This is a genomic window from Streptomyces sp. NPDC031049 (assembly GCF_055571015.1).
This window is the reverse complement of sequence record NZ_JBVIGC010000009.1, coordinates 37,362-62,427: the sequence shown is the minus strand read 5'-3', so window position 1 is coordinate 62,427 and position 25,066 is coordinate 37,362. Positions and strand designations below refer to the sequence as shown.

The following is a 25,066-nucleotide window of genomic DNA, read 5'->3' as shown; positions in this document are numbered from 1 at the left end:
GTCACGTTACGCGAACGCCCCGATTCCCGGCCAGGCCTGTGGAAAACGCTCACCGGCCGGATGCCGGTGGGCGGTTTTCCACAGGCCGGGGGTGCCAAGCGGCGCCGCCCGGTCGCCTCACCCGGACCGCCCGGTCACCTCACCCGTGCCGCCCCGGACACCTCACCCAGGCCACCCCGGACGCTTCAGCCGGTCCGCCCCGGCCGCCTCACCCGGTACGCCCCGCCACCAGCCATGTCGCCGGCAACTCGATCCGGGTGCCGTCGGGTCCGTGCTCGGTCGTCACCAGCGGCAGCTCTCCGCCGGCCAGCACGGTCAGACCGGCGGCGCGCAGGTGCTCCGCGATGGCGTCGTCCGCGGCCTCCCCCGGCGTCAGACCGTGCCGGAAGACCGCCGCCAGCTTGGCGGGCGGCCCGGCCGGGCCCTGCGCCAGCCCCTTCAGGACGGACTTGGCGGCCTGCGACGGCTCCACGAGCACCGCCCGGCCGCGGGTCCCGAGGAGGGCGGCGACCCCGTCGGCCAGCGGCTGCCGGTCCTCGGCCGCGCACTGGTGCAGCACGCCCCGCAGATAGACGTTGGCGTCGCCCAGTTCCGCGTGCAGCGTCTCGGTCTCCGCCTTGTCGGCGGCGTCCAGTTGCCGGTACGCCGCCCGGCCGGCCGGGTCGGCGCGCCGGGCCCTGTCCAGCGCCGCGGCGGACAGGTCGGCGCCGATGACGTGCGGGAAGCGGTCGGCGAGGAAGCGGGTCTGGGTGCCGTTGCCGCAGCCGAGGTCGACCAGGGGCAGACCGGGGTCGGTCAGATACGGCTCGACGAGGGCCAGATGCCGGGCGGCGGTCAGGGCCGGCTCCGCGTCCCAGAACACCGCCCCCCGCTCCTCGGGGGCCTCGCTCCAGAAGCCCTCCCAGGCCTGACGGTACCGACTCGCCACACTCATGCCCGACTCCCCAGGGTGCGTCGTCCGGCCCGCCGGAGTGGCGGGCCAGTACGGTCTACCGCCTCCCGGCCGCCGCCACAACGGCGCCCGCACGACCTTCACGGCACGTTCGGTCCCGGCGCCCGGGGCAGACGGCGCCCGCCCGGCGAACACCCCCGGGCCGGACGGCGGTGTCAGCGCCTCGGCAGGGTCAGCTCGAACCAGACCGTCTTGCCGGCCGCCGTCCGGCTGGCGCCCCACTCCCGGGCGAGCGTGCTGACCACCCGCAGTCCGCGTCCGGCCTCGTCCCGGGGGCCGGCGCTGCGCAGCACCGGCAGTTCGTGGTCGTCGTCGTCCACCTCGCACAGCAGCGTCTCCCCGCGCACCAGCCGCAGCCCGACGGCCGGTCCGCGGGCGTGCCGCACGGCGTTGGTGACGAGTTCCCCGGCGAGCAGCTCGGCGTTGCCGGCCAGTCCGGCCAGCCCCCACTCGTGGAGGTGCTCACGCACCACCGCGCGGGCCCGGCGGGCCCCGGCCGGGTCGCGGTCGATGCGCCACTCGGCGACGTCGTCGGGGGCGATGCCGCCCAGGCGGGCCATCAGCAGGGCCACGTCGTCCTTGCGGCCGCCGCGCCGGCCCAGCGCACGGATGATGGTGTCGCAGGCGTCGTCCATGGAGGCGGCCGGGTGGGCGGCGGACTCGCACAGCGCCGCCAGGCCGACGCCGATGTCCTCGCCGCGCACCTCGACCAGCCCGTCGGTGCACATCACCAGCCGGTCGCCGGACGCCACGCGCACGCGTACCGCCTCGAAGGGCACTCCGCCGACGCCGATCGGCGCTCCGGTGGGCAGGTCGATCAGCTCGCTGCGCCCGTCCTCGGCGCGGACCAGGACGGGCGGGATGTGCCCGGCGTTGGCCAGGTGCAGCTCGCCCGCGACCGGGTCGTAGACCGCGTACAGGCAGGTCGCGAGGTAGCTGTCGCCGAGCCGCTGCGCCAGGTCGTCGAGGTTGCGCAGCAGCTGGGCGGGCGGCAGGTCGAGCCCCGCCATGGTCTGCACGGCCGTCCGCAACTGGCCCATCATGGCGGCCGAGTTCAGCCCGTGGCCCATGACGTCGCCGACGACGAACGCGGTACGGGCGCCGGGCAGCTTCACCGCGTCGAACCAGTCGCCGCCGACCCGGCCGAGCAGGGTGCCGGGCAGGTAGCGGGTGGCGATGTCGCAGCCCGCCATGTGTGCGGGGATGTGCGGCAGCATGCTGTCCTGGAGCGTCTCGGCGACGTTCTCCTGGTGGGTGTACATACGTGCGTTGTCGAGGACCAGGCCCGCGCGGGCGGCGAGTTCGGCGCCGGTGACCCGGTCCATGTCGTTGAAGACGGGCCGCTCCGGGTGGCGCAGCAGGATCATGAAGCCGAGGACGACGTTGCGGGCCTTGAGCGGGACGACCAGCATGGAGCGGCCGGTGATCAGGGGCCGGATGTCCCGCTTCTCGAACTGCGAGGCGATGGCGTGCCCCATCTCCTCGGTGATCCGCGGCACCAGCACGGGTTCGCCGGAGGTCATGCACTGGAAGAACGGCGTGTGCGCCGGGAAGGGCATCGCCTCGCCGACGGGCACGACGTCGTCCCAGCGGCCCGGTTCGTCGGTGTGCTCGACGGCGACCCGGTGCCACATGGTGGTGGTGTCCGGCACGCCCTCCGGGAACCCCTCACCGGCGACGACCTGTTCGCGCAGGTAGGTGCCGGCGACGTCGGTGAAGCGGGGGACGACGGCCCGGCTGACCTCGACGATGGTGCGCGACAGGTCGAGTGAGGTGCCGATCCGGCCGCTGACCTCGTTGAGGAACTCCAGGCGTTCGCGTACGGCGGCGTACTCGAGGTCCTCGGCGTACTCCGCCTCGTCCCGCAGGTCCGGCGGCAGCGGCTCGCCGGCCGCCAGGGCGCGGGAGGCGCGCTCCCGGCGCGCCTTGCGTTCCTCGCGCCGGGCGACGCCCCAGTCGGGGGTGACGGGGACCCGGTCGTTCTGGCTGAACTCCAGTACGGGGTAACCCAGTTCGAGCACCTGGGAGACGATGCGGGCGCTCTCCTCGACGCTCATGCTGGGCAGGATCTCGGGGAGGCGGCGGGCGAGGTCCTCGGCGCCGGGGAAGTCGGTGTGCAGCGCGAAGCCGGGGGCGATGCGCTCGAGGGGCCCGTCGGCGCCGGGCTCGTCGGGGCTCAGTCCGCCGGCGTCGGCGGCCAGCACCAGCAGCCGCTCCGGGCCGGGGCCGACCAGCGGGTAGGCCCACCACAGCACGTCGGCGCGCTCCCGGCCGGGCACGGTGAGCCGGGCGCGGCCGGCGGCCGGGTAGGACAGCCGCCCGTCCAGGGAGGACTCCAGTCCGGGCCCGAGTCCGTCGTACCCGGCGTACGTCCCGCGCGGTGCGAGGTCGTCGTCCTCGGACAGGGCGCCGGAGACGGGCAGCAGGTCGAGGGCCGGACGGCCGATCGCCTCCTCCTTGGCGAGGGCGAACAGGCGGCGTGCGCCCCGGCTCCAGTGGGAGACCAGGCCGTCGCGGTCGACCACCACCACGGCCAGGGGGACGCGGCCGGGCGGCACGTCCCGTTCGGTGCCATGGTCCATGGCGTCAGACCCTCTCTCCCGACGGGCGGCAAGATCTGTACGGACGGGTTCCACCGTACGGCGCGGACCGGCAGTGGTGTGGGGCAACGGGGGAATTCGGCGCCCGCCGTACGCACCGGCGCACGGGTGCGCGCCGGTGGCCCGCCCGGTGCGGCGTTCAGTCCTCGTGGCCGAGTTGGAGGTCGCGTTCCGTGCGGCCACCGCCGGCCACCTGGAGCACGGTGGCGACGGGCGGGTAGCCGGCGGCGATGACGGTGTACTCGCCGGAGGCCAGGTCGACGAAGCGGAAGGTGCCGTCGGCGCCGGTGGTGAGCGTGTCGACGACGTTGCCGGCGGCGTCGAGCAGGGTCACGCGCGCGTCCTGCACGGGCCGTCCGCCGCCCGCGCGCACGGTGCCCTTCAGTACGGCGCCGCCGGCCAGTTCGACGTCCTGCAGGGTCTCCCGGGACGCCTGCACGCTGACCGGCAGGGCGGCGGGGCGGAAGGCGGGGGCGCTCGCGGCGAGGGTGTACTCGCCGGCCACCAGCTCGGTGATGACGTAGCCGCCCTCCCGGCCGCTGCGGGTGGTGGCCACGACCTCGCCGTGCACGTTGGTGAGGGTGACGATGGCGTCCCGCACGGGGCTGCCGTCGGCGGTGAGCACGCTGCCGGCGAGACGCCCCGCGCCGCCGAGGACCACGTCCAGCTCGACGGGGCGCTCGCCGACGGTGACGGAGACCGCCTGCGGCTGGTGACCGCCGGCCGCGGCGATCAGGACGTACGCCCCCGGGCCCGGGGTGGCCAGCGCGTACCGCCCGTCGTCGCCGCTGGCTCCGCGTCCGATCTGCTGCCCGCCGACGTCGATGAGGGTGAGGGCGGCACGGGGGACGACGGTGCCGTCGGGGTGCTGCACGGTGCCGCAGACGGGGATGCCGGCGGTGTACGGCGACCGGGCCTGGGGGACCGGTGCGGTGGGCCGTGCCAGGGGCTGTGCGGTCTCCGGCTCGGTGACGGGGGCGTTGTGGGACACCAGCGGTTTCTCCTTGAGGAAGAAGGCGAGGAACAGGCCGAGGACGAGCACCGGCACCAGGTACAGGAAGATCCGCGGCATGGCGTCGGCGTACGCCTGGATGTAGGCGTCGCGCAGGGCCGGCGGCAGGGCGTGCACCAGCTCGGGGCTGATGGCCTCGGCGTCGGGGAGCGCGGCGCCCTCCCCGGCCGGGACCCGCTCGGTGAGGGCGTCGGTGAGCCGGTCGGCGAAGAGCGTGCCGAAGACGGCGGCGCCGACGCTGCCGCCGATCTGCCGGAAGTAGTTGTTGGCGCTGGTGGCGGTGCCGAGGTCGGCGGGGCGCACGGAGTTCTGCACGGCGAGGACGAGGACGGGCATCACCATGCCGATGCCGGCGCCGAGGACGGCCATCCAGATGCTGTAGTGCAGGCGCGGGGTGCCGGCGTCGAGCCGGGACAGCAGCCACATGCCGATCACGGAGAGCGCCCCGCCGAGGATCGGGTGGGCCTTGTAGCGCCCGGTGCGGCTGATCAGCTGGCCGGAGACGATCGACGCGCCGACGATGCCGCCCATCATCGGCAGCATCAGCAGTCCGGACTCGGTGGCGGAGGCGCCGTCGACCATCTGGAGGAAGGTCGGCAGATAGCTGGCGGCGCCGAACAGGGCGACGCCGACGACGAGGCCGATCAGGCCGGTGACGTTGAAGACGGAGTCGCGGAACAGCCGCAGCGGGATGAGGGGTTCGGCGGCGAAGCGCTCGGCGACGAGGAACAGCACGGTGGACACGGCCGCGCCCGCGGCGAGGCCGAGGACGACGCGGGAGCCCCAGGCGTACTCGGTGCCGCCCCAGCTGGTCAGCAGCACCAGGCAGGTGGAGGCGGCGGCGAGCAGCAGGGCGCCGAGGACGTCCAGACGGGCCCGGCCCCGCGGCTTGGGCAGCTTCAGCACGACGGCGACGACGACCATGGTGAGCAGGCCGAAGGGCACGTTGATGTAGAAGCACCAGCGCCAGGAGAGGTGATCGGTGAAGTAGCCGCCGAGCAGCGGTCCGGCGACCGAGGCGAGGCCGAAGGCGGCGCCGATCAGGCCCATGAACCGGCCGCGTTCCCGGGGCGGCACGATGTCGGCGATGATCGCCTGGACGCCGATCATCAGGCCGCCGGCGCCGACGCCCTGCACGGCGCGGAAGGCGATCAGCTGGTCCATGGTCTGCGCCCGGCCGGCGAGTGCGGAGCCGACGACGAAGACCAGGATCGCGAACTGGAAGACGCCCTTGCGGCCGAGGAGGTCGCCGAGCTTGCCGTAGATCGGCAGGCCGACGGTGGAGGTGAGCAGGTAGGCGGTGATCGCCCAGGACATCTTGTCCAGGCCGTGCAGCTCGCCGACGATCTTCGGCAGCGCGGTCGCGACGATCATCTGCTCCAGCGCGGCGAGCAGCAGCGCGAGCATCAGCCCGCAGAAGACCAGCCGCACCCGGCGCGGGCTCAGCCCGGCGGCCGGCTCCGGCGGGGGCGTGGGGGCGGACGGAGGCGCGGCGGCGGCCGGCTCGTCCTGCGCCAGCGTGATCCCACCCACGTACCGCTCCCCTCGTCGCACCTGCACACAATCGCTGCCTGAGGCAACAACTGCGGACAAGTGCGACGAGTTACGGCATTCGGGGCGTGCGCCGGGAGATCACCCGAACCGGTGAGGCGGCCAACACCCGCCCCACCGGCACCGGTTGGCTACTTCTCGACCTCGGCGGCGAGCCGGGCCAGGATCGCGTCGTAGATCCGGCCGAGCCCCTTGGGGGCGAACGTCTTCTCGAAGAAGCCGCCGATGCCGCCGGCGCCCTGCCAGGTGGTGGTCACGACGACCCGGGACTTGCCCTCGCCGGCCGGGGTGACGCGCCAGACGGTCACCATGGAGGAGTTGCGGTCCTTCTCGACCAGCTCACCGTCGGACGGCTCGGTCACCTCCAGCAGGCAGTCGCGGACGCGCTTGCTGGTGGCCTGGAGCTTCCAGTGGACGAGGGTGCCCTCACCGTCGCCGCCCTCACGGACCTCGTACTCGCTGAACTGCTCGGGCAGCAGCTTCGCGCGCGTGCCGCTGTAGTCGGCGAGGGTGTCGAACACCGTCTCCGCGTCCGCCGCGACGATCCGCTCCGTCGTGGCCTCGACCTGCGCCATCGGTTCCTCCAGGGCCTGAATTCCTCGGGGTCGGGGCAAGCCAATCACCCCGGCCCCCGGCCGCCAAATCGGGCCGATCGAACCCGACCGGAAAGCACCTCGGGGCGCTCGCTCCCGCTCTCGCACGATCAAGGGAACACATGTTCTATTCTGTGCCCAGTGCTACCGAGGAGGCGTCATGCGCTGGGACAACCTCACCGACTCCGCCCACAGCCGGGCGGCCGACCCCGCCCTGTTCGACGCGGACGCCGTGGTCACCCGTACCTTCGACACGCCCGAGTTCCGCGGCATCACCTTCCACGAGGTACGGGCCCGCTCGATCCTCAACCGCGTGCCGGGCGCCTCGCGGATGCCGTTCGAATGGACGGTCAACCCGTACCGGGGCTGCACGCACGCGTGCGTCTACTGTTTCGCGAGAAAGACCCACAGCTACCTGGACCTCGACACCGGCCTCGGCTTCGACTCGCAGATCGTGGTCAAGGTGAACGCGCCGGAGCTGCTGCGCCGCCAGCTCGCCTCCCGCCGCTGGCAGGGCGACCACGTCGCGATGGGCACCAACGTCGACTGCTACCAGCGCGCCGAGGGCCGCTACCGGCTGATGCCGGGGATCATCACGGCCCTGAGCGAGCGGGCCAACCCCTTCTCGATCCTCACCAAGGGCACGCTGATCCTGCGCGACCTGGACCTGCTGACGCGGGCGGCACGCGTCACGGACGTGGGCATCTCCGTCTCGGTCGGCTTCACCGACCCCGACCTGTGGCGCACCGTGGAACCGGGCACGCCCGCGCCGGAGCGGCGGCTGGAGGTGGTCCGCACCCTGGGCGAACACGGCATCGGCTGCGGTGTGCTGATGGCACCGGTCATCCCGTACCTGAGCGACCAACCGGACCGCCTCCGCGCGACGGTCCGCGCGATCGCCGCCGCCGGCGCCACGTCCGTGACCCCCCTCGTCCTCCACCTGCGCCCCGGCGCCCGCGAGTGGTTCATGTCCTGGCTCACCACCCACCACCCCCACCTGGTCCGCCGCTACGACCGCCTGTACGCCGACGGCGCCTACGCCCCCAGGTGGTACCAACGCCGCATCACCCGCCAGGTCCACGACCTGGCCCAGGAATACGGCATCGGCCCCACACGCGCGGGAACGCCCCGGGCCCTGCCGGAGCCGGGACGGGCCGAACATCCCGCACCGGACGCGGAAGTCCCCGGGCCCACCCAGCTCACGCTCCTGTGAAGGGGAGTCGCCGCCATATTCGCCTGCGCATCGGCGCAGTGCCCGACACGGCGCAGGAGAGGGCATCGGTATGATCAGCCGCCGCTGAGTCGAACGGGTGGGGGCATCATGATGGTCGGACGTCGCTGGTCAGGCATAGCGGCGGCGGCTGCGGTGTTGCTGCTGACGGCCTGCGAGCAACAAGCGAGGAGCGACGGCAGCTCCTCCGCCGTGTCTGCGTCGCCCCATGCTCGGCAGGGCGCGGCGGCGGAAGGTCCGGACACTGAGCGACCTGTCGATGTGCTGGACGGACGCCACGTGCTCTCCGCGCTGCCGGACGGCGGGTCCCTTCCCGGCTGGAAGGTCGTGGAGGAGCCCACCGACGGCGGCCAGGGGTGGTGCGGGGACGTCATCGGTGCCGACGCCTGTGCGGGCGTCGCGGCACAAGGCACTTCTGCCTTTGTGAAGCCGGATAAGGCCAACGTGCATTTCGCCGTGTTCTCGGGCCGGACACAGGACGATGCGACCGCGGTGTTCGATGCCCTCCTCATGGAGGAAACACAGTCGGGAGTGCTCGGACCACTGGGTGACCGACGGGCCTACTCCCGTACAACGATGGACAACGGCGACACTGCGGTACAGACGCTGGTGGTGGCGGACACCACTGTGTTGTGGGTCAGCTCCATGGGCGTAGCCGAGTACGTCGACGACGGCTTCGCCAAGGAGGTCACTCAGCTTCTGTTCGACCGAAGCCGGCAAGTGCACGGCGGGCAGCCCGTCACAGCCCGGCTGGGTGCGGACCCTGGTCCGTGACGCCAAAAGCCTGACGCCGGAAGCCCAGGGGCTGTCCCCTTTCATCCGGGCCCGTCTGCCCGGGGGCGGTGTGCGGTCGAACCCGCTCACGCTCGTCCGAGGCCGTTCGGCGTCGGAGGACATTCGAGGGCATCATCCGATCCGATCGGGTCAACTATCGGCAGAAGACGTTCCTCCTCGGACGCCGCCCGGAACGATGCGGCGAGAACCGCGACTGACGCGGACCGCCCGCCCCTGGCGTTCTGGGAGGCCCCATGAGACACCGCGCAGCCGTGCTGTGCGCCGCCGCCGTCCTGGCCGGGACCTGCGCCGCCGCGCCCGCGGAGGCGGGCGTCCCGCGGGGCGCGACGGCGTCCCCGGTCACGCCCGACGCCCTCGCCGTTCCCGACACCCCCGCCGTTCCCGACGCCTCCTCACGGCTCTCCTGGACGAAGTGCGGAACGGCCGACTACCCGACGCTGGAGTGCGCGTCCCTCGACGTGCCGCTCGACCACGGCCGCCCGGGCGGGGAGAAGATCACGCTGGCGCTGTCCCGTGTCCCGCACACCGCGCGGCGGTCCCAGGGCCCGCTGCTGGTCAACCCGGGCGGGCCGGGCGGGAGCGGACGGACGCTCGCCGGGTTCGTGGCGGCCTCGCTGCCCAAGGAGGTGGCCGCGCAGTACGACGTGATCGGCTTCGATCCGCGCGGCGTGGGCGTCAGCGAACCCGCGCTGGACTGCCGGCCCGGGCACTTCGATCCGGTGCGGCCCGACTCGGTGCCCCTCACCGACGCGATCGAGCGGGCCAACCTCGCGCGGGCCAAGTCCTTCGCCGAGGCCTGCGGCAGCAAGTACGCGCGCGTACTGCCGTACATCGACACGGTCGCCGCCGCGCACGACCTGGAGGCGGTCCGCCGGGCGCTGGGCGCGCCGCGGATCAGTTACTTCGGGTACTCGTACGGGACCTACCTCGGTGCCGTCTACGCCAAGCTGCACCCGGAGCGGGTGCACCGCCTGGTGCTGGACTCCGTCGTCGACCCGACCGGGGTCTGGTACGAGGCCAACCTCCGGCAGGACCTGGCCTTCAACGACCGGCACCGGGCCTTCCTGGCGTGGGTGGCCAGGCACGACGCCGCCTACGGGCTCGGCACCGATCCGGAGCGGGTCGAGACGGCGTGGTACCGGATGCGCGAGGCGCTGGGGAAGCGGCCCGCGGGCGGGAAGGTGGGTGCCGCCGAACTGGAGGACACCTATCTGCCGGGCGGGTACTACAACGGCTACTGGCCCTACCTGGCGGAGGCGTTCTCGGCGTACGTCAACGAGCAGGACACCGGTCCGCTGGTGGAGGCGTACGAGAACTTCGGCGCCGTCGACGCGTCCGGGGACAACGGGTACAGCATCTACACCTCCGTCGAGTGCCGGGACGCCGGATGGCCGCGGGACTGGGAGGAGTGGCGCGAGGACAACTGGGAGACGCATGCCAAGGCACCCTTCCTGACCTGGAACAACGCCTGGTACAACGCGCCCTGCGCCTTCTGGCCCGTCCCGCCGCGGCGTCCGGTGGACGTCGGCAACGACGAGCTGCCGCCGGCGCTGCTGTTCCAGGCGACGCACGACGCCGCGACCCCGTACGAGGGCGGCGTCTCGGTGCACCGTCTGCTGCGCGGCTCCCGCCTCGTGGTGGAGGACGGCGGCGGCAACCACGGCATCACGCTCAGCGGCAACACCTGCCTGGACCGGCATCTGACGGCCTATCTGGCCGACGGGACCCTCCCGCGCGGCGACGGCGAGGCCGACGCCGTGTGCGAGGCGCTGCCCGAGCCGAAGCCGTTGACGTCGAAGGCCGCGGCGACGTCCGCGCGCGGGGCGACGCTGCACGGGCTGCTCGGCTTCCGCGGCTGAGCGCCCGGCGCCCGCCTCCGCGCGGGAGGCGGGCGGCGGGCGTTGTCGGTCCCGTGATCCATCATGGGCGTATGAGCGAGCCGACCAGGATCACCGCCCCCGACGGGGTCGCCCCCGCCGCCCAGTACTCCCATGTCGTCCTCGGCACCGGCCGCTTCGTGGCCGTCTCCGGGCAACTCCCCCTGGACGCGGAGGGCCGGATCGTCGGGGAGGGCGACCCCGCCGCCCAGGCGCGCCAGGTGTTCGACAACCTCCGGCGCTGCCTGGCCGCCGCCGGGGCCGGCTTCGAGCACGTGGTCAAACTGACGTATTTCGTCACGGACATGGCCCACCTGCCGGCCATCCGCGCGGTCCGCGCCGAGCACCTGCCCGACGACCGGCTGCCGGCCGCCTCGGCGGTGCAGGTCGCCGCGCTGGTGCGCCCCGAGTTCCTGATGGAGATCGAGGCCTTCGCGGTGGTGCCCGAATGACGGCTCCGGGCAGGCCGGACAGGGCGGTGCGCGTCCCCGCACCGCACGTGCGGGAGATGGTCCTCGCCGACTGCGACCGCGTCTCCGAGATCCGCGTCCGCGGGTGGCAGCACGCCTACCGGGGTCTGGTGCCGCAGTCGTACCTCGACGCGCTCGACGTCGCCGAGGACGCCGGGCGGCGCCGCGACTTCTTCACCCGCGCGCCCTCCGAGGTGGTGAACCTGGTCGCCGAGGACGGCGCCGGCCGGCTGGTCGGCTGGGCCTGTCACGGCCCGTACCGGGACGGCGAGGCGTACACCGCCGACGCCGAGTTGTACGCGATCTACGTCGACCCGGGCCGGCTGGGCGACGGCGTCGGGCAGGCCCTGCTCCGCGAGTCGGTGCGCCGCTGCACCGCCGCCGGGTACCCGCGGATGCTGCTGTGGGTGCTGAAGGGCAACGACCGCGCCCGGCGGTTCTACGAGCGCGCGGGCTTCCACGCCGACGGCGCGGAGGAACCGTTCGAGGTGGAGGGCATCACCGTCCCCGAGGTGCGCTGCGCCAGGCCGCTGACCGGCTGACGGGCCGCGCCGGTCGCCGGGGGACTGACGCCGGCGCCGGCAGCCACGACAGCCGACGGCCCATGCCGGTTGCCGGTCACCCCGCTCACCCCGACTCCGGAATCCGCGCCAGCGCCCGCACCGCCGCCTCCGCCAGGGCCGGGTGGGCGAGGGCCGCCTTCAGCACCGGCCGGGCCCGGGCGTCGCCGAGCGCGCCCAGGCCCTCCACGCAGGCCAGGGCCACCCGGCGGTAGGGGTCGTGCGGGCGCAGCCGCCGTTCCAGGGTGGTGATCAGGGCCGGCACCGCCTCGGGGGCGCGCAGCCCGGTCAGCAGCCGGACCGGGTGCAGGGCGTAGGCGACGCGCAGTTCGTTGGTGGCGAGGGCGGCGGCGGCGCGGGCGGTGCGCGGGTCGCCGAGCCGGGCCAGGGCGTGGGCGGCGGCGGCGCAGCGCGGCGGGTCGCGGTGGTTGAGCAGCAGCACGAGGGACTCGAAGGCCCGCCGGTCCCCCGCCACCCCCAGACGGAAGGCGGCGAGTTCCCGGGCCCACAGCGGCTGTCCCGGCTCGGTGAGCACCGCCGCCAGCTCGTCGTGGTCGCCGGTCGACACCAGCCGCTCGTAGGCGGGCGACGCCCCCGACTCGGCGCGTAAGCGCTCCGTGAGTGATCGCAACTCTTCGTCCATGGCACCGAGGTTAGGCGCGTCGCCCGCCGCGGGGGACGTACATCACAAACACCGGGGACTGGCGCGCTCGTTACCCGCAAGTTAAGCTCAATCGAGCGAGTTACCCACTCGCAGCACTGCTCACGGCGGTCTGGTGACGCGGCCGTCGTGAGACGCAGTCGGTTCGGTTCCTCTCAGGTACCGCTTGTACGACTCGGCCCCGGGACAGGGCCGGTCGGCCTCTCGCCGCCGCGCGGGCATGTGCATCGCCCGCCCCGACGGCACCGGGCGTGTGCGCTCGCAGCCCGGCAGACACCCGCACTCCACCGCACCCGGTGCGCCCTCGGCGCACCCGGGGGCGTCTTCCGTCGTCACCCTCATTCCTGGAGTCCGCGATGGCCACTCCCCTGTCCGACACCCCTCAGTCCCCGCTCCGGACCGTCGCCGTCGTCGGCCTCGGCACCATGGGCACCGGCATCGCCGAGGTCCTGGCCAAGGCCGGCCGCGACGTCGTCGGCATCGACATCGGCGAGGCCCAGACCACGAAGGCGGTCGCCGCCCTGGAGGCGTCCCTGGCCCGCGCCGTGGAGCGGGGCCGGCTGACCGACCAGGAGCGTGCGGACGCCCTCGCCCGGGTCCGCACCGCCACCGACCTGCGCGCGGCGGCCGACGCCGACCTCGTGATCGAGGTGGCGCCGGAGTCGTACGAGATCAAGCAGCAGATCTTCCGGGAGCTCGACGGCATCGTGCGGCCGGAGACGATCCTGGCCACCGGCACCAACGCGCTGTCCGTCACCCGCCTCGCCGCGGACTCCGCCCGCCCCGAGCGGGTGCTGGGCCTGCACTTCTTCAACCCGGCCCCGGCGATGAAGCTGGTCGAGGTCGTCTCCTCGGTGCTGACCTCCCCGGCGGCGGTCACGGCCGTCACCGACCTCGCCGTGGACCTGGGCAAGGAGCCCGTCGCGGTCGGCGACCGGCCCGGGTTCGTCGCCGACGGGCTGCTGTTCGGCTACCTCAACCAGGCCGCGGCGATGTACGAGGCGCGTTACGCCTCCCGCGAGGACATCGACGCCGCGATGCGGCTGGGCTGCGGCCTGCCGATGGGCCCCCTGGCCCTGCTGGACCTGATCGGCGTCGACACCGCGCGCACGGTGCTCGAGGCCATGTACACCGCCTCCCGGGACCGGCTGCACGCCCCGGCGCCGATCCTGAAGCAGCTCAGCGAGGCGGGCCTGACGGGCCGCAAGGCCGGGCGCGGCTTCTACACCTACGAGGCGCCGGGCAGCGCCGTCGTCGTGCCGGACGCGCTGACCCCGCGGGAGAGCGCCGGCCCGGTCGCCGGGCGCCCCGTCCGGTCGGTCGGTGTGGCCGGCTCCGGCACCATGGCGTCCGGCATCGCCGAGGTGTTCGCCAAGGCCGGGTACGAGGTGGTGCTCGCCGCCCGCAGCGAGGAGAAGGCGCAGACGGCCAAGGCCCGGGTCGGCAAGTCGCTGGCCCGCTCGGTCGACAAGGGCCGGATGACCGCCGAGGCCGCGGCGCAGACCCTGGAGCGGATCACGCCGGCCGGCACGTACGACGACTTCGCCGACGTGGACCTGGCGGTGGAGGCGGTCGCCGAGGACCTGGAGGTCAAGCGGCAGCTGTTCGCCGCGCTGGACAAGGTGTGCAAGCCGGGCGCGGTCCTGGCCACGACCACCTCCTCGCTGCCCGTCGTCGCCTGTGCCCGCGCCACCTCGCGCCCGCAGGACGTGATCGGCATGCACTTCTTCAACCCGGCGCCGGCCATGAAGCTGGTGGAGGTCGTGCGCACGGTGCTGACCGCGGACGACGTGCACGCCACCGTCCGGGAGGTGTGCGCGACGATCCGCAAGCACCCCGTGGACTGCGGCGACCGGGCCGGGTTCATCGTCAACGCCCTGCTGTTCCCGTACCTGAACAACGCGGTCAAGATGGTGCAGGAGCACTACGCCTCGCTCGACGACATCGACGCGGCGATGAAGCTGGGCGGCGGCTACCCGATGGGCCCGTTCGAACTGCTGGACGTGGTGGGGCTGGACGTCTCGCTGGCCATCGAGAAGGTGCTGCACCGGGAGTTCCGCGACCCGGGTCTGGCCCCGGCGCCGCTCCTGGAGCACCTGGTGGCCGCGGGCTGCCTCGGCCGCAAGACCGGCCGCGGCTTCCGCGAATATGCCCGCCGCTGACCCACGGCCCGACGACTGGCTCCGGCCGGGCGAGGAGTGGGGCGGGCTGCTGGACCCCGGCAGCCGCCCCCCGCCCGCCGGGCCGGACGCTCCCTTGGCCGCCCGGCCCGGATCCCCGCCCCGACGGGCCGGCGGAAACCCAGGTCACGCGCGCCCGGCTGCGCGGATGCAGTACGTTCGGGTCATGTCCCAGCCCGCCAAGTCCTCACGTACACCAGCTACGCCCGACGCTCCGGAGAGGGCCGCGGGCGGCCGAGCCGCCGCCCAACGGCTGAAAATGCGCCGGGAACTGGCGGCCGCCGCGATGGAACTCTTCGCGACCAAGGGGTACGAGGCGACCACCGTCGACGAGATCGCGGCGGCTGCCGGGGTCGCCCGCCGCACCTTCTTCCGTCACTTCCGTTCCAAGGAAGAGGCGATCTTCCCCGACCACGACGACACCCTGGTCCGCGCCGAGGCGGTGCTGAACGCCGCCCCGGCCCACGAGCACCCGCTCGACACGGTGTGCCGCGGCATCAAGGAAGTCATGAAGATGTACGCGGCCCGGCCGGAGATCTCGGTCGCCCGGTACAAGCTCACGCGGGAGGTGCCCACCCTGCGCGAGGCCGAGATCGCCTCGGTGGCCCGTTACGAGCGGCTGTTCACCCGCTATCTGCTGGGCCACTTCGACGAGCACGCGCACGCCGACGACGCCAACGACGACCCGCTGCTGGCGGAGGTCGCCGCCTCCGCCGTGGTCACCGCCCACAACCACGTCCTGCGGCGCTGGCTGCGGGCCGGCGGGCAGGGAGACGTGGAGGCGCAGCTGGACCACGCCTTCGCGATCGTGCGGAAGACGTTCGGCACGGGCATCGGCGCCGGGCGTGCCGGGTCCTCGGCACCGGCCGCGGCCGGCACCTTCGGCGAGGGCGAGGTGCTGGTGACCGTCGCCCGGACCGACGCCCCGCTGGACGAGGTCATGCGGGCCATCGAGCAGACGCTGAAGGAGCGCTGAGGCGGTTTCCGGGGGCGTCGAGCCCCGCCGCGCCCTGTGAGAACGGCCACCCGCCGGGTGGCCGTTTTTGCATGTCAGTGCCCGTTTTTCACCCCTGCGCAGAGGCCGTTCGATCGATCATCGCTCATCTGTCGCGTAAAGATTTCATCTGAGAGCAAGTTCTGGCACTCAGTGCCTTGCGACGTGACACGCGGTGTCATACGTTGAAGGTGTCCGGGCTGTCCCCGCGGGCCATCACCGTGACCCGGACGCCTGCGTCACAGGCACACCTCCCGCGCCAACCAAGCGCCGCCGCACAGCACCACCCGCCGAACCGACGGCACCCACCCTCACCGATCCTCAGCAGCACCGACGTAACCCTCAGCGCCCCTCCCTCAGGGCGCTCGACGCCGGAGGCAACACCGTGACCATGAAGGACATCCTGGCCGCGATCCAGGCGCCCGAGTCCACCTCGGCCGACTTCGCCAACCTGCCGCTCCCCGAGTCGTACCGCGCGATCACCGTGCACAAGGACGAGACGGAGATGTTCGCGGGCCTCGCCACCCGCGACAAGGACCCCCGCAAGTCGATCCACCTCGACGAGGTGCCCCTGCCCGAGCTGGGCCCGGGCGAGGCCCTGGTGGCCGTGATGGCCTCCTCGGTCAACTACAACTCGGTGTGGACCTCGATCTTCGAGCCGGTGTCCACATTCGCCTTCCTGGAGCGCTACGGCAGGCTCTCCCCGCTGACCAAGCGGCACGACCTGCCGTACCACATCATCGGCTCCGACCTGGCCGGCGTCGTCCTGCGCACCGGCGCCGGCGTCAACGCCTGGCAGCCCGGCGACGAGGTCGTCGCCCACTGCCTGAGCGTCGAGCTGGAGTCCCCCGACGGCCACGACGACACCATGCTCGACCCCGAGCAGCGCATCTGGGGCTTCGAGACCAACTTCGGCGGCCTCGCCGAGATCGCGCTGGTGAAGACCAACCAGCTCATGCCGAAGCCCAAGCACCTCACCTGGGAGGAGGCCGCCGCCCCCGGCCTGGTCAACTCCACCGCCTACCGGCAGCTTGTCTCCCGCAACGGCGCGGCGATGAAGCAGGGCGACAACGTCCTGATCTGGGGCGCGAGCGGCGGCCTCGGCTCCTACGCCACGCAGTTCGCGCTGGCCGGCGGCGCCACCCCGATCTGTGTCGTCTCCTCCCCCGAGAAGGCCGAGATCTGCCGGAAGATGGGCGCCGAGCACGTCATCGACCGCAACGCCGAGGGCTACAAGTTCTGGAAGGACGAGACCACCCAGGACCCCAAGGAGTGGAAGCGCTTCGGCAAGCGCATCCGCGAACTCACCGGCGGCGAGGACATCGACATCGTCTTCGAGCACCCCGGCCGCGAGACCTTCGGCGCCTCGGTCTACGTCACCCGCAAGGGCGGCACCATCACCACCTGCGCCTCCACCTCGGGCTACATGCACGAGTACGACAACCGCTACCTGTGGATGTCGCTGAAGCGGATCATCGGCTCGCACTTCGCCAACTACCGCGAGGCCTACGAGGCCAACCGCCTCATCGCCAAGGGCAAGATCCACCCCACGCTGTCGAAGACGTACGGCCTCGAGGACACCGGCCAGGCCGCCTACGACGTGCACCGCAACCTGCACCAGGGCAAGGTCGGCGTCCTGTGCCTGGCGCCCGAGGAGGGCCTCGGCGTCCGCGACGCGGAGATGCGCGCCCGGCACCTCGACGGCATCAACCGCTTCCGGAACGTCTGAGAGGCGCCGTATGAGTGAGCGTCAGCCCGCCGCGACGAGGCGGGAGAAGGACCGGCCGTGGCTCATGCGCACCTACGCCGGTCACTCCACGGCCGAGGCGTCCAACGAGCTGTACCGGCGCAACCTCGCCAAGGGCCAGACGGGTCTGTCGGTGGCGTTCGACCTGCCGACGCAGACCGGCTACGACTCCGACCACATCCTCGCCCGCGGCGAGGTCGGCCGGGTCGGGGTGCCGATCGCGCACCTGGGTGACATGCGCCGGCTGTTCCAGGACATCCCCCTGGAGCAGATGAACACCTCGATGACCATCAACGCCACGGCCATGTGGCTGCTGGCGCTCTACCAGGTCGTCGCCGAGGAGCAGGGTGCGGACATCACCAAGCTCAGCGGCACGACCCAGAACGACATCGTCAAGGAGTACCTGTCCCGGGGCACCCACGTGTTCCCGCCGGGGCCGTCGCTCCGCCTGACGACGGACATGATCGCGTACACGGTCTCCCACATGCCGAAGTGGAACCCGATCAACATCTGCAGCTACCACTTGCAGGAGGCGGGCGCCACACCGGTCCAGGAGATCGCGTACGCGATGTCCACCGCGATCGCCGTGCTCGACGCGGTCCGTGACTCCGGCCAGGTGCCGCAGGAGCGCATGGGCGACGTCGTGGGCCGGATCTCCTTCTTCGTGAACGCGGGCGTCCGCTTCATCGAGGAGATGTGCAAGATGCGCGCCTTCGGCCGCATCTGGGACCGCGTCACCCGCGAGCGGTACGGCATCGAGAACCCCAAGCACCGCCGCTTCCGCTACGGCGTCCAGGTCAACTCCCTCGGTCTGACGGAGGCGCAGCCGGAGAACAACGTCCAGCGGATCGTGCTGGAGATGCTGGCGGTCACCCTCTCCAAGGACGCACGCGCGCGTGCCGTGCAGCTGCCCGCCTGGAACGAGGCGCTGGGCCTGCCCCGCCCCTGGGACCAGCAGTGGTCGCTGCGCATCCAGCAGGTCCTGGCCTACGAGAGCGACCTGCTGGAGTACGACGACATCTTCGAGGGCTCGAAGGTCATCGAGGCGAAGGTGGACGAGCTGGTCGAGGCCGCCCTCGCCGAGATGGAGCGGATCGAGGAGATGGGCGGCGCCATGGCCGCCGTCGAGTCCGGCTACCTCAAGTCGCAGCTGGTCGCCTCGCACGCCGAGCGCCGGGCCCGCATCGAGTCCGGCGAGGAGAAGATCGTCGGCGTCAACGCCTTCGAGGGCACCGAGCCCAACCCGCTCACCGCCGACCTGGACACCGCGATCCAGACCGTGGACCCGGCGGTGGAGGCCCGGGTGATCGCCTCGCTCCAGCACTGGCGCGACACCCGCTACCAGCCCCCGTTCAACCATCCGCGCCCCTGCAAGGCGCTGGAGCGGCTGAAGGAGGCCGCGCGCGGCACCGACAACCTCATGGAGGCCACCCTGGAGTGCGCCCGCGCGGGCGTCACGACCGGCGAATGGGCCGGGGCCCTGCGCGAGGTGTTCGGCGAGTTCCGGGCGCCGACGGGCGTGTCCTCCGCACCGGTGGCGGTCGCCGCCGAGGAGGGCACCGCGCTGGCCCGGGTGCGCAAGGCGGTGGAGCTGACCGCCCAGGACCTCGGCGTCGGCAAGCTGCGCTTCCTGGTCGGCAAGCCCGGACTGGACGGCCACTCCAACGGCGCCGAGCAGATCGCGGTGCGCGCGCGGGACGCCGGCTTCGAGGTGGTGTACCAGGGCATCCGGCTGACGCCGGAGCAGATCGTGGACGCGGCCCTCGCGGAGGACGTGCACGCGGTCGGCCTGTCCATCCTGTCCGGCTCGCACGCCCAGCTCGTGCCGGACGTGCTGGAGCGCCTCCATGTGGCCGGTGCCACAGATATACCGGTGATCGCCGGTGGCATCATCCCCAACGGTGACGCCGAAGAGCTGCGGGCCGCCGGAGTGGCCGCGGTCTTCACACCGAAGGACTTCGACATCACCGGCATCATCGGCCGGATCGTGGACGAGATCCGCAACGCGAACAAGCTCGACCCCCTGGAGGTCCCCGCATGACGACCGTGAACCGGCTTCGGCCGCGCCGCTCCTGCCTGGCGGTGCCGGGAAGCAACCCCCGGTTCCTGGAGAAGGCCCAGGGCCTCCCGGCGGACCAGGTCTTCCTCGACCTGGAGGACGCGTGCGCGCCGCTCGCCAAGCCCGAGGCGCGGCACACCATCGTCAAGTTCCTCAACGAGGGCGACTGGACCGGCAAGACCCGCGTCGTGCGCGTCAACGACTGGACGACGGAGTGGACGTACCGCGACGTCGTGACGGTGGTGGAGGGCGCCGGCCCGAACCTGGACTGCATCATGCTGCCGAAGGTCCAGGACGCCCGGCAGGTCGTGGCCCTGGACCTCCTCCTCACCCAGATCGAGAAGACGATGGGCTTCGAGGTCGGCCGGATCGGCATCGAGGCGCAGATCGAGAACGCGCAGGGCCTGAACAACGTCAACGAGATCGCCCAGGCCTCCCCGCGCCTGGAGACGATCATCTTCGGCCCGGCCGACTTCATGGCGTCCATCAACATGAAGTCCCTGGTCGTCGGCGAGCAGCCGCCCGGCTACCCGGCGGACGCCTACCACTACATCCTGATGAAGATCCTGATGGCGGCCCGCGCCAACGACCTCCAGGCGATCGACGGCCCCTACCTCCAGATCCGCAACGTCGACGGCTACCGCGCGGTCGCGCAACGCGCCGCCGCCCTCGGCTTCGACGGCAAGTGGGTGCTGCACCCGGGCCAGGTCGAGGCGTCCAACGAGATCTTCTCGCCGTCGCAGGAGGACTACGACCACGCCGAGCTGATCCTGGACGCGTACGAGTACTACACGTCCGAGGCGGGCGGCAAGAAGGGCTCCGCGATGCTCGGCGACGAGATGATCGACGAGGCCAGCCGCAAGATGGCGCTGGTCGTCGCGGGCAAGGGCCGCGCCGCCGGCATGCAGCGCACCAGCACGTTCGAGATCCCGGAGGCGTGAGCATGCAGTTCGGACGCACCTACGAGGAGTTCGAGGTCGGGGCGACGTACAAGCACTGGCCGGGCAAGACGGTCACCGAGTACGACGACCACCTGTTCTGTCTCCTCACCATGAACCACCACCCGCTCCACATGGACACGAACTACGCCGAGAAGACGACGGACTTCGGCAAGAACGTGGTGGTCGGGAACTACGTCTACTCGCTGCTGCTCGGCATGAGCGTGCCGGACGTCTCCGGCAAGGCGATCGCCAACCTGGAGATCGAGTCGCTCAGGCACGTCGCGCCGACCTTCCACGGCGACACGATCTACGGCGAGACGACCGTGCTCGACAAGTGGCCGTCGAAGTCGAAGGACGACCGCGGGATCGTCCACGTCGAGACCAAGGGCTACAAGCAGGACGGCACCCTGGTCTGCGTCTTCCGCCGCAAGGTGATGGTGCCGACCGAGACGTACATCAAGGAGCGCGGCGGCGAGCAGCCGGGCCGCCCCGAGCTGAAGGAACAGGGGAAGTAAGCGATGGCCCGTCTCGCCCAGACCGCCGGTCTGACCGACGTCCAGCAGGAGATCCTCTCCACCGTCCGCGACTTCGTGGACAAGGAGATCATCCCGGTCGCCACCGAGCTGGAGCACCGCGACGAGTACCCGCAGGCGATCGTCGACGGCCTGAAGGAACTCGGCCTCTTCGGCCTGATGATCCCCGAGGAGTACGGGGGCCTGGGCGAGTCGCTCCTGACCTACGCGCTGTGCGTCGAGGAGATCGCCCGGGGCTGGATGTCGGTGTCCGGCATCATCAACACGCACTTCATCGTGGCGTACATGCTCAAGCAGCACGGCACGCAGGAGCAGAAGGACCACTTCCTGCCCCGCATGGCCGCCGGTGACATCCGGGGTGCGTTCTCGATGTCGGAGCCGGCGCTCGGCTCGGACGTGTCGGCCATCACCTCGAAGGCGGTGCGGGACGGCGACGAGTACGTCCTGACCGGCCAGAAGATGTGGCTGACCAACGGCGGCACGTCGTCGCTCGTGGCCGTCCTGGTCCGCAGTGACGAGGGTCACCCCGAGGGGACGGCGCCGCACAAGTCGATGACGACGTTCCTGGTGGAGAAGGAGCCCGGCTTCGGCGAGGTCCGGCCCGGCCTGACCATCCCCGGGAAGATCGACAAGATGGGCTACAAGGGCGTCGACACCACCGAGCTGATCATGGACGGACTGCGCATTCCGGCCGATCGGGTGCTCGGCGGCGTCACCGGCCGAGGTTTTTACCAAATGATGGACGGCGTCGAGGTCGGCCGCGTCAACGTGGCGGCACGTGGCTGCGGCGTCGCTCAGCGTGCCTTCGAGCTGGGTGTCCGGTACGCCCAGCAGCGTCACACTTTCGGCAAGCCGATCGCCCAGCACCAGGCCATCCAGTTCAAGCTCGCGGAGATGGCTACCAAGGTCGAGGCCGCTCATGCGATGATGGTGAACGCCGCACGCAAAAAGGACTCCGGCGAACGAAACGACCTCGAAGCAGGGATGGCGAAGTACCTCGCGTCCGAATACTGCAAGGAGGTCGTGGAGGACGCCTTCCGGATCCACGGTGGCTACGGCTTCTCGAAGGAGTACGAGATCGAGCGTCTCTACCGCGAGGCGCCGATGCTGCTGATCGGTGAAGGCACCGCCGAGATCCAGAAAATGATCATCGGTCGCAGGCTGCTCGAAGAGTATCGATTCCAGGGCTAGATGTCCGGATACGGGGTGTTTTCTTGGAGAAGAAGATCACACCCCGTAGGCAGTCTTCGGCCGCCGACTCGGCTTCCTGGCTTACCCAGTTGCCGCCCCGAGCCGCTACGATCGCCGGAAAGCCGCCGTCCCCCGTCGAAGCGCGGCCTGATCCGCTACGAAGGTCATCCATGCCCCACAGCCAAACCTCTGCACCTCGCGACAGCCTCGCCGGCGTACGCCTCGCGCGCGGAGCATCGCCGTGGCTCCTGCCGACCGTCGCCACCGCAGCCCTCAGCCTGGCCCGCGCCCGCCGTTCGGGTGCCGCCAAGGCCGTCGCCGTTCCCGCCACCGCGCTCGCGGCGGGGATGCTGTGGTTCTTCCGCGACCCCGAGCGCGAGATCGCCCAGGGCCGGGTCATCTCGCCCGCCGACGGAGTGGTGCAGAGCATCATGCCGTGGAAGGACGGCCGCACCCGCGTCGCCATCTTCATGAGCCCGCTCAACGTCCACGTCAACCGGGCACCGCTGTCCGGCACCGTGACGTCGGTCGAGCACGTGCCCGGCGGCTTCGTTCCCGCTTTCAACAAGGAGAGCGAGAACAACGAGCGCGTCGTCTGGCACTTCGACACCGAGCTGGGCGACATCGAGATGATCCAGATCGCCGGCGCGGTGGCCCGCCGCATCGTCCCCTACGTGCCGCAGGGCACCAAGGTCGAGCAGGGCGACCGCATCGGTCTGATCCGCTTCGGCTCGCGCGTCGACCTCTACCTGCCCGAGGGCGTGGAGGTCGCGGTCGAGGTCGGCCAGAAGACGGTGGCTGGGGTGACTCGCATTGACCGTGATTGACCCGGAGACCAAGCCCGGCTGGGTGCCGGAGGCCGACGAGGTGGACGAAGAGGAGGAGATGCCGCTGTCGCTGCGCCTGTCGATAGCGGACACGCTCACCCTCGGCAACGCGACCTGCGGCTTCATGGCGGTGTACTTCACCACCACCGGCATCCTGATCCCGCATCTGACCGGCAGCGAGGAGTCGGGCATGGCCCGGCACAGCGCGGCCACGGCGGTCATCCTGATGCTGTGCGCGGCGATCTTCGACCTGTTCGACGGTCTGGTCGCCCGCAAGCTGCGCTCCTCGCCGATGGGCGCGGAGCTGGACAACCTCTCCGACCTGATCAGCTTCGGGCTGGCGCCGGCGTACTTCGTCCTGGTGTACGGCATGGTCGCGGACGACGCGTACCAGCGGGTGGCGGCGGTCGGTGCGATCGTCGTGCTGCTGGCGGTGGTGCTGCGGCTTGCGCGATTCTCCTGCGTCACCGTGAAGGACGGCACGTTCCAGGGCATGCCGTCGCCGTTCGGCGCGCTGACCGTCGTGTCGATCGTGCTGCTGGAGCTGCCCTTCGTGGCGACGCTGCTGGCGATCCTCGGGACGGCGTGGCTGATGGTGAGCCGGGTGGAGTACCCGAAGCCGCGGGGCCGGCTGGCGGTGGCGATGCTGTCGTGGATCGTGCTGTCGATGGGGCTGCTGGCGGCGTGGGCCTTCGACGCGCCGAGCGGGCAGCTGCTGCTGCAGACGGGATGTGCCTTGCAGCTGGTGATGGGGGCGGTGATTCCGCTGTTCGCGACGGCTCGGCGGGTGAACAACTTCCGGGACAACCGGCGGGAGGCGCGGGCGGCGCAGCTGCCGTAGCGCTCGCGCTCCCTGGCGTGGGGCCCCGGACCCGACTCGGGTCCGGGGCCCTTCGCCGTCCCGGCCGGGTTGTTCTCGCCCCCGCCGCCCCTACCCGTCCCACCCCGGGGGCTCCGCCCCCGGACCCCTGCTCCTCAAACGCCGGAGGGGCTGAACTTTCAGCCCGTCCGGCGTTTGAGGACGAGGCCGTCAGGCCGAAAAGGGGGGTCTGGGGGCGCAGCCCCCAGGGGACGGGAATGGGTAGGGGCGGCGGGGGCGAGGAACGTCGGGGTGGGTCAGGGGGTCAGGAAGTCGCGGGCGATGTTCTGCGCCACGCGCTCCAGGATCGGCCCCGCCTCCGCGATGCAGCGCGCCACATCCGGCTCGACCTCCGTCAGCGGATAGGCCCGCCGGATCCCGGCCCGCCCCAGCACCTCCGCCGGCAGCGCCAGCCGACCGCACACCGCGACGACCTCCTTGCCGGCCGCCCGGGCCGCCGCGGCCACGCCCGCCGGCGCCTTGCCGTGCAGGGTCTGCTCGTCCAGCGAGCCCTCACCGGTGATCACCAGCTCGGCCCGCTCCAGGGCCGGCGCGAAGCCGAGGACGTCCAGCATGACCTCGATACCGGGCCGGAACCGCGCCCCCAGCAGCAGCGCCCCGTAACCGATGCCGCCCGCGGCACCGGCCCCCGGCGACGCCGCGTACTCGGCGGCCTTCGCGCCCACGACGCCTTCCAGCACCTTCGCGAAGTGCGCGAGCGCCGCGTCCAGCGTCCGCACGTCCTCCGGCGAGGCGCCCTTCTGCGGACCGTAGACCGCCGGGGCGCCCTTCGGCCCGGTCAGCGGGTTGTCGACATCGCTGGCGAGGACCAGCTCGACCTCGGCGAGCCTCGGGTCGAGGCCGGACAGGTCGGCGGTCGCCAGCTCGGCGAGCCCTCCGCCACCGGGCGCCACCGGCTTGCCGTCCCCGTCCAGGAAGCGTGCGCCCAGCGCGGCCAGCATCCCGGCGCCGCCGTCCGTCGTCGCACTGCCGCCGACGCCGAACACGATCGTCCGCGCCCCCGCGTCCAGCGCGGCCCGCAGCAGCTCCCCCGAGCCGTACGTGGACGCCGTCAGCGGCGCGAGGACGCCCTCGGGCAGCCGCTGCAACCCGCTCGCCTCGGCCATCTCCACGACCGCGGTGTCGCCGCGCAGCGCGTACGCCGCCGTCACCTCGTCGCCGACGGGCCCGACGACCCGCAGCTCCCGGCGCTCGAACCCGGCCGCGACGGCCGCGGCCACCGTGCCGTCGCCGCCGTCGGCCACCGGCAGCGCCTCCACGACGACGTCCGGCACCACCCGGCGCAGCCCGGCGGTCACCCGCTCGGCGACCTCCACGGCCGTCAGCGAGCCCTTGAACTTGTCCGCGGCGACGAGCACCCGACGGGCCCCGTCCACTGCAGCGTCAGCCACCTTGCTATCCCCTTGCTCTTC

General features: G+C 72.1%; 20 protein-coding genes. 14 read left to right on the top strand and 6 right to left on the bottom strand.

Features of this window, described 5'->3' with window-relative positions; all coding sequences use genetic code 11:
- Nucleotides 1-208: 208 nt before the first annotated feature.
- From ACZ45Q_RS17015 to ACZ45Q_RS17000, 4 genes are all read right to left on the bottom strand, one after another.
- A complete protein-coding gene (locus ACZ45Q_RS17015; protein WP_468261303.1) occupies nucleotides 209-934 on the bottom strand; it encodes a methyltransferase domain-containing protein in 726 nt (241 codons plus the stop codon).
- A 173-nt stretch (nucleotides 935-1,107) separates the two neighbouring features.
- The gene (locus ACZ45Q_RS17010; protein WP_468261300.1) at nucleotides 1,108-3,534 is read right to left on the bottom strand and encodes an ATP-binding SpoIIE family protein phosphatase; all 2,427 of its coding nucleotides are present in this window, start codon (nucleotides 3,532-3,534) and stop codon (nucleotides 1,108-1,110) included.
- 157 nt (nucleotides 3,535-3,691) lie between these two features.
- Nucleotides 3,692-6,097, bottom strand: coding sequence for an MFS transporter (locus tag ACZ45Q_RS17005; protein ID WP_468261298.1), 2,406 nt, complete (start codon nucleotides 6,095-6,097; stop codon nucleotides 3,692-3,694).
- Between the two features lie 149 nt (nucleotides 6,098-6,246).
- Nucleotides 6,247-6,690: an SRPBCC family protein gene (locus ACZ45Q_RS17000; protein WP_468261295.1), complete on the bottom strand. Its 444-nt coding sequence runs from the start codon at nucleotides 6,688-6,690 to the stop codon at nucleotides 6,247-6,249.
- 178 nt (nucleotides 6,691-6,868) lie between these two features.
- On the opposite strand from ACZ45Q_RS17000, the gene ACZ45Q_RS16995 reads away from it, so the two are divergent.
- From ACZ45Q_RS16995 to ACZ45Q_RS16975, 5 genes are all read left to right on the top strand, one after another.
- The gene (locus ACZ45Q_RS16995) at nucleotides 6,869-7,921 is read left to right on the top strand and encodes an Rv2578c family radical SAM protein (RefSeq protein ID WP_468261292.1); all 1,053 of its coding nucleotides are present in this window, start codon (nucleotides 6,869-6,871) and stop codon (nucleotides 7,919-7,921) included.
- A 108-nt stretch (nucleotides 7,922-8,029) separates the two neighbouring features.
- Entirely contained in the window at nucleotides 8,030-8,713 is a 684-nt protein-coding gene (locus ACZ45Q_RS16990) for a hypothetical protein (RefSeq protein ID WP_468261290.1), read from the top strand.
- Nucleotides 8,714-8,967: 254 nt separating this feature from the next.
- The gene (locus ACZ45Q_RS16985) at nucleotides 8,968-10,593 is read left to right on the top strand and encodes an alpha/beta hydrolase (protein ID WP_468261288.1); all 1,626 of its coding nucleotides are present in this window, start codon (nucleotides 8,968-8,970) and stop codon (nucleotides 10,591-10,593) included.
- A 71-nt stretch (nucleotides 10,594-10,664) separates the two neighbouring features.
- A complete protein-coding gene (locus ACZ45Q_RS16980) occupies nucleotides 10,665-11,063 on the top strand; it encodes a RidA family protein (RefSeq protein ID WP_468261285.1) in 399 nt (132 codons plus the stop codon).
- Nucleotides 11,060-11,623 (top strand): GNAT family N-acetyltransferase, encoded by a 564-nt coding sequence (locus ACZ45Q_RS16975; protein WP_468261282.1) that lies wholly within the window; start codon nucleotides 11,060-11,062, stop codon nucleotides 11,621-11,623. Before ACZ45Q_RS16980 ends, ACZ45Q_RS16975 begins: the two co-directional genes overlap by 4 nt.
- Nucleotides 11,624-11,708: 85 nt before the next feature.
- On the opposite strand, the gene ACZ45Q_RS16970 is transcribed toward ACZ45Q_RS16975, so the two are convergent.
- Nucleotides 11,709-12,284 (bottom strand): adenylosuccinate lyase, encoded by a 576-nt coding sequence (locus tag ACZ45Q_RS16970; RefSeq protein ID WP_468261279.1) that lies wholly within the window; start codon nucleotides 12,282-12,284, stop codon nucleotides 11,709-11,711.
- 374 nt (nucleotides 12,285-12,658) lie between these two features.
- Between ACZ45Q_RS16970 and ACZ45Q_RS16965 the strand changes: the two genes are divergently transcribed.
- The 9 genes from ACZ45Q_RS16965 (at nucleotide 12,659) to pssA (ending at nucleotide 23,615) form a co-directional block, all read left to right on the top strand.
- Nucleotides 12,659-14,464, top strand: a complete 1,806-nt coding sequence (locus ACZ45Q_RS16965; protein WP_468261276.1) for a 3-hydroxyacyl-CoA dehydrogenase family protein — start codon at nucleotides 12,659-12,661, stop codon at nucleotides 14,462-14,464.
- A gap of 184 nt (nucleotides 14,465-14,648) precedes the next feature.
- Entirely contained in the window at nucleotides 14,649-15,458 is an 810-nt protein-coding gene (locus ACZ45Q_RS16960; RefSeq protein ID WP_468261273.1) for a TetR family transcriptional regulator, read from the top strand.
- A 409-nt stretch (nucleotides 15,459-15,867) separates the two neighbouring features.
- Nucleotides 15,868-17,205, top strand: coding sequence for a crotonyl-CoA carboxylase/reductase (gene ccrA / locus ACZ45Q_RS16955; protein ID WP_468261806.1), 1,338 nt, complete (start codon nucleotides 15,868-15,870; stop codon nucleotides 17,203-17,205).
- 10 nt (nucleotides 17,206-17,215) lie between these two features.
- Nucleotides 17,216-19,264 (top strand): protein meaA, encoded by a 2,049-nt coding sequence (locus ACZ45Q_RS16950; RefSeq protein WP_468261271.1) that lies wholly within the window; start codon nucleotides 17,216-17,218, stop codon nucleotides 19,262-19,264.
- Nucleotides 19,261-20,223 carry an HpcH/HpaI aldolase/citrate lyase family protein gene (locus ACZ45Q_RS16945; protein ID WP_468261268.1) on the top strand — a complete coding sequence of 321 codons (963 nt, stop codon included), beginning with the start codon at nucleotides 19,261-19,263 and terminating at the stop codon, nucleotides 20,221-20,223. The genes ACZ45Q_RS16950 and ACZ45Q_RS16945 overlap by 4 nt, the downstream gene beginning before the upstream one ends.
- Before the next feature lie 2 nt (nucleotides 20,224-20,225).
- The gene (locus ACZ45Q_RS16940; protein WP_468261265.1) at nucleotides 20,226-20,738 is read left to right on the top strand and encodes a MaoC family dehydratase; all 513 of its coding nucleotides are present in this window, start codon (nucleotides 20,226-20,228) and stop codon (nucleotides 20,736-20,738) included.
- Between the two features lie 3 nt (nucleotides 20,739-20,741).
- Nucleotides 20,742-21,947, top strand: a complete 1,206-nt coding sequence (locus tag ACZ45Q_RS16935; protein ID WP_468261263.1) for an acyl-CoA dehydrogenase family protein — start codon at nucleotides 20,742-20,744, stop codon at nucleotides 21,945-21,947.
- A 170-nt stretch (nucleotides 21,948-22,117) separates the two neighbouring features.
- Nucleotides 22,118-22,774, top strand: a complete 657-nt coding sequence (locus ACZ45Q_RS16930; protein ID WP_468261260.1) for a phosphatidylserine decarboxylase — start codon at nucleotides 22,118-22,120, stop codon at nucleotides 22,772-22,774.
- Between the two features lie 22 nt (nucleotides 22,775-22,796).
- On the top strand, nucleotides 22,797-23,615 hold the full coding sequence (gene pssA / locus ACZ45Q_RS16925; RefSeq protein ID WP_468261804.1) for a CDP-diacylglycerol--serine O-phosphatidyltransferase: 819 nt from the start codon (nucleotides 22,797-22,799) through the stop codon (nucleotides 23,613-23,615).
- A 275-nt stretch (nucleotides 23,616-23,890) separates the two neighbouring features.
- Here the strand turns inward: pssA and ACZ45Q_RS16920 are convergent, their stop codons facing one another.
- The gene (locus tag ACZ45Q_RS16920; protein ID WP_468261801.1) at nucleotides 23,891-25,030 is read right to left on the bottom strand and encodes a glycerate kinase; all 1,140 of its coding nucleotides are present in this window, start codon (nucleotides 25,028-25,030) and stop codon (nucleotides 23,891-23,893) included.
- Between the last annotated feature and the right edge of the window lie 36 nt (nucleotides 25,031-25,066).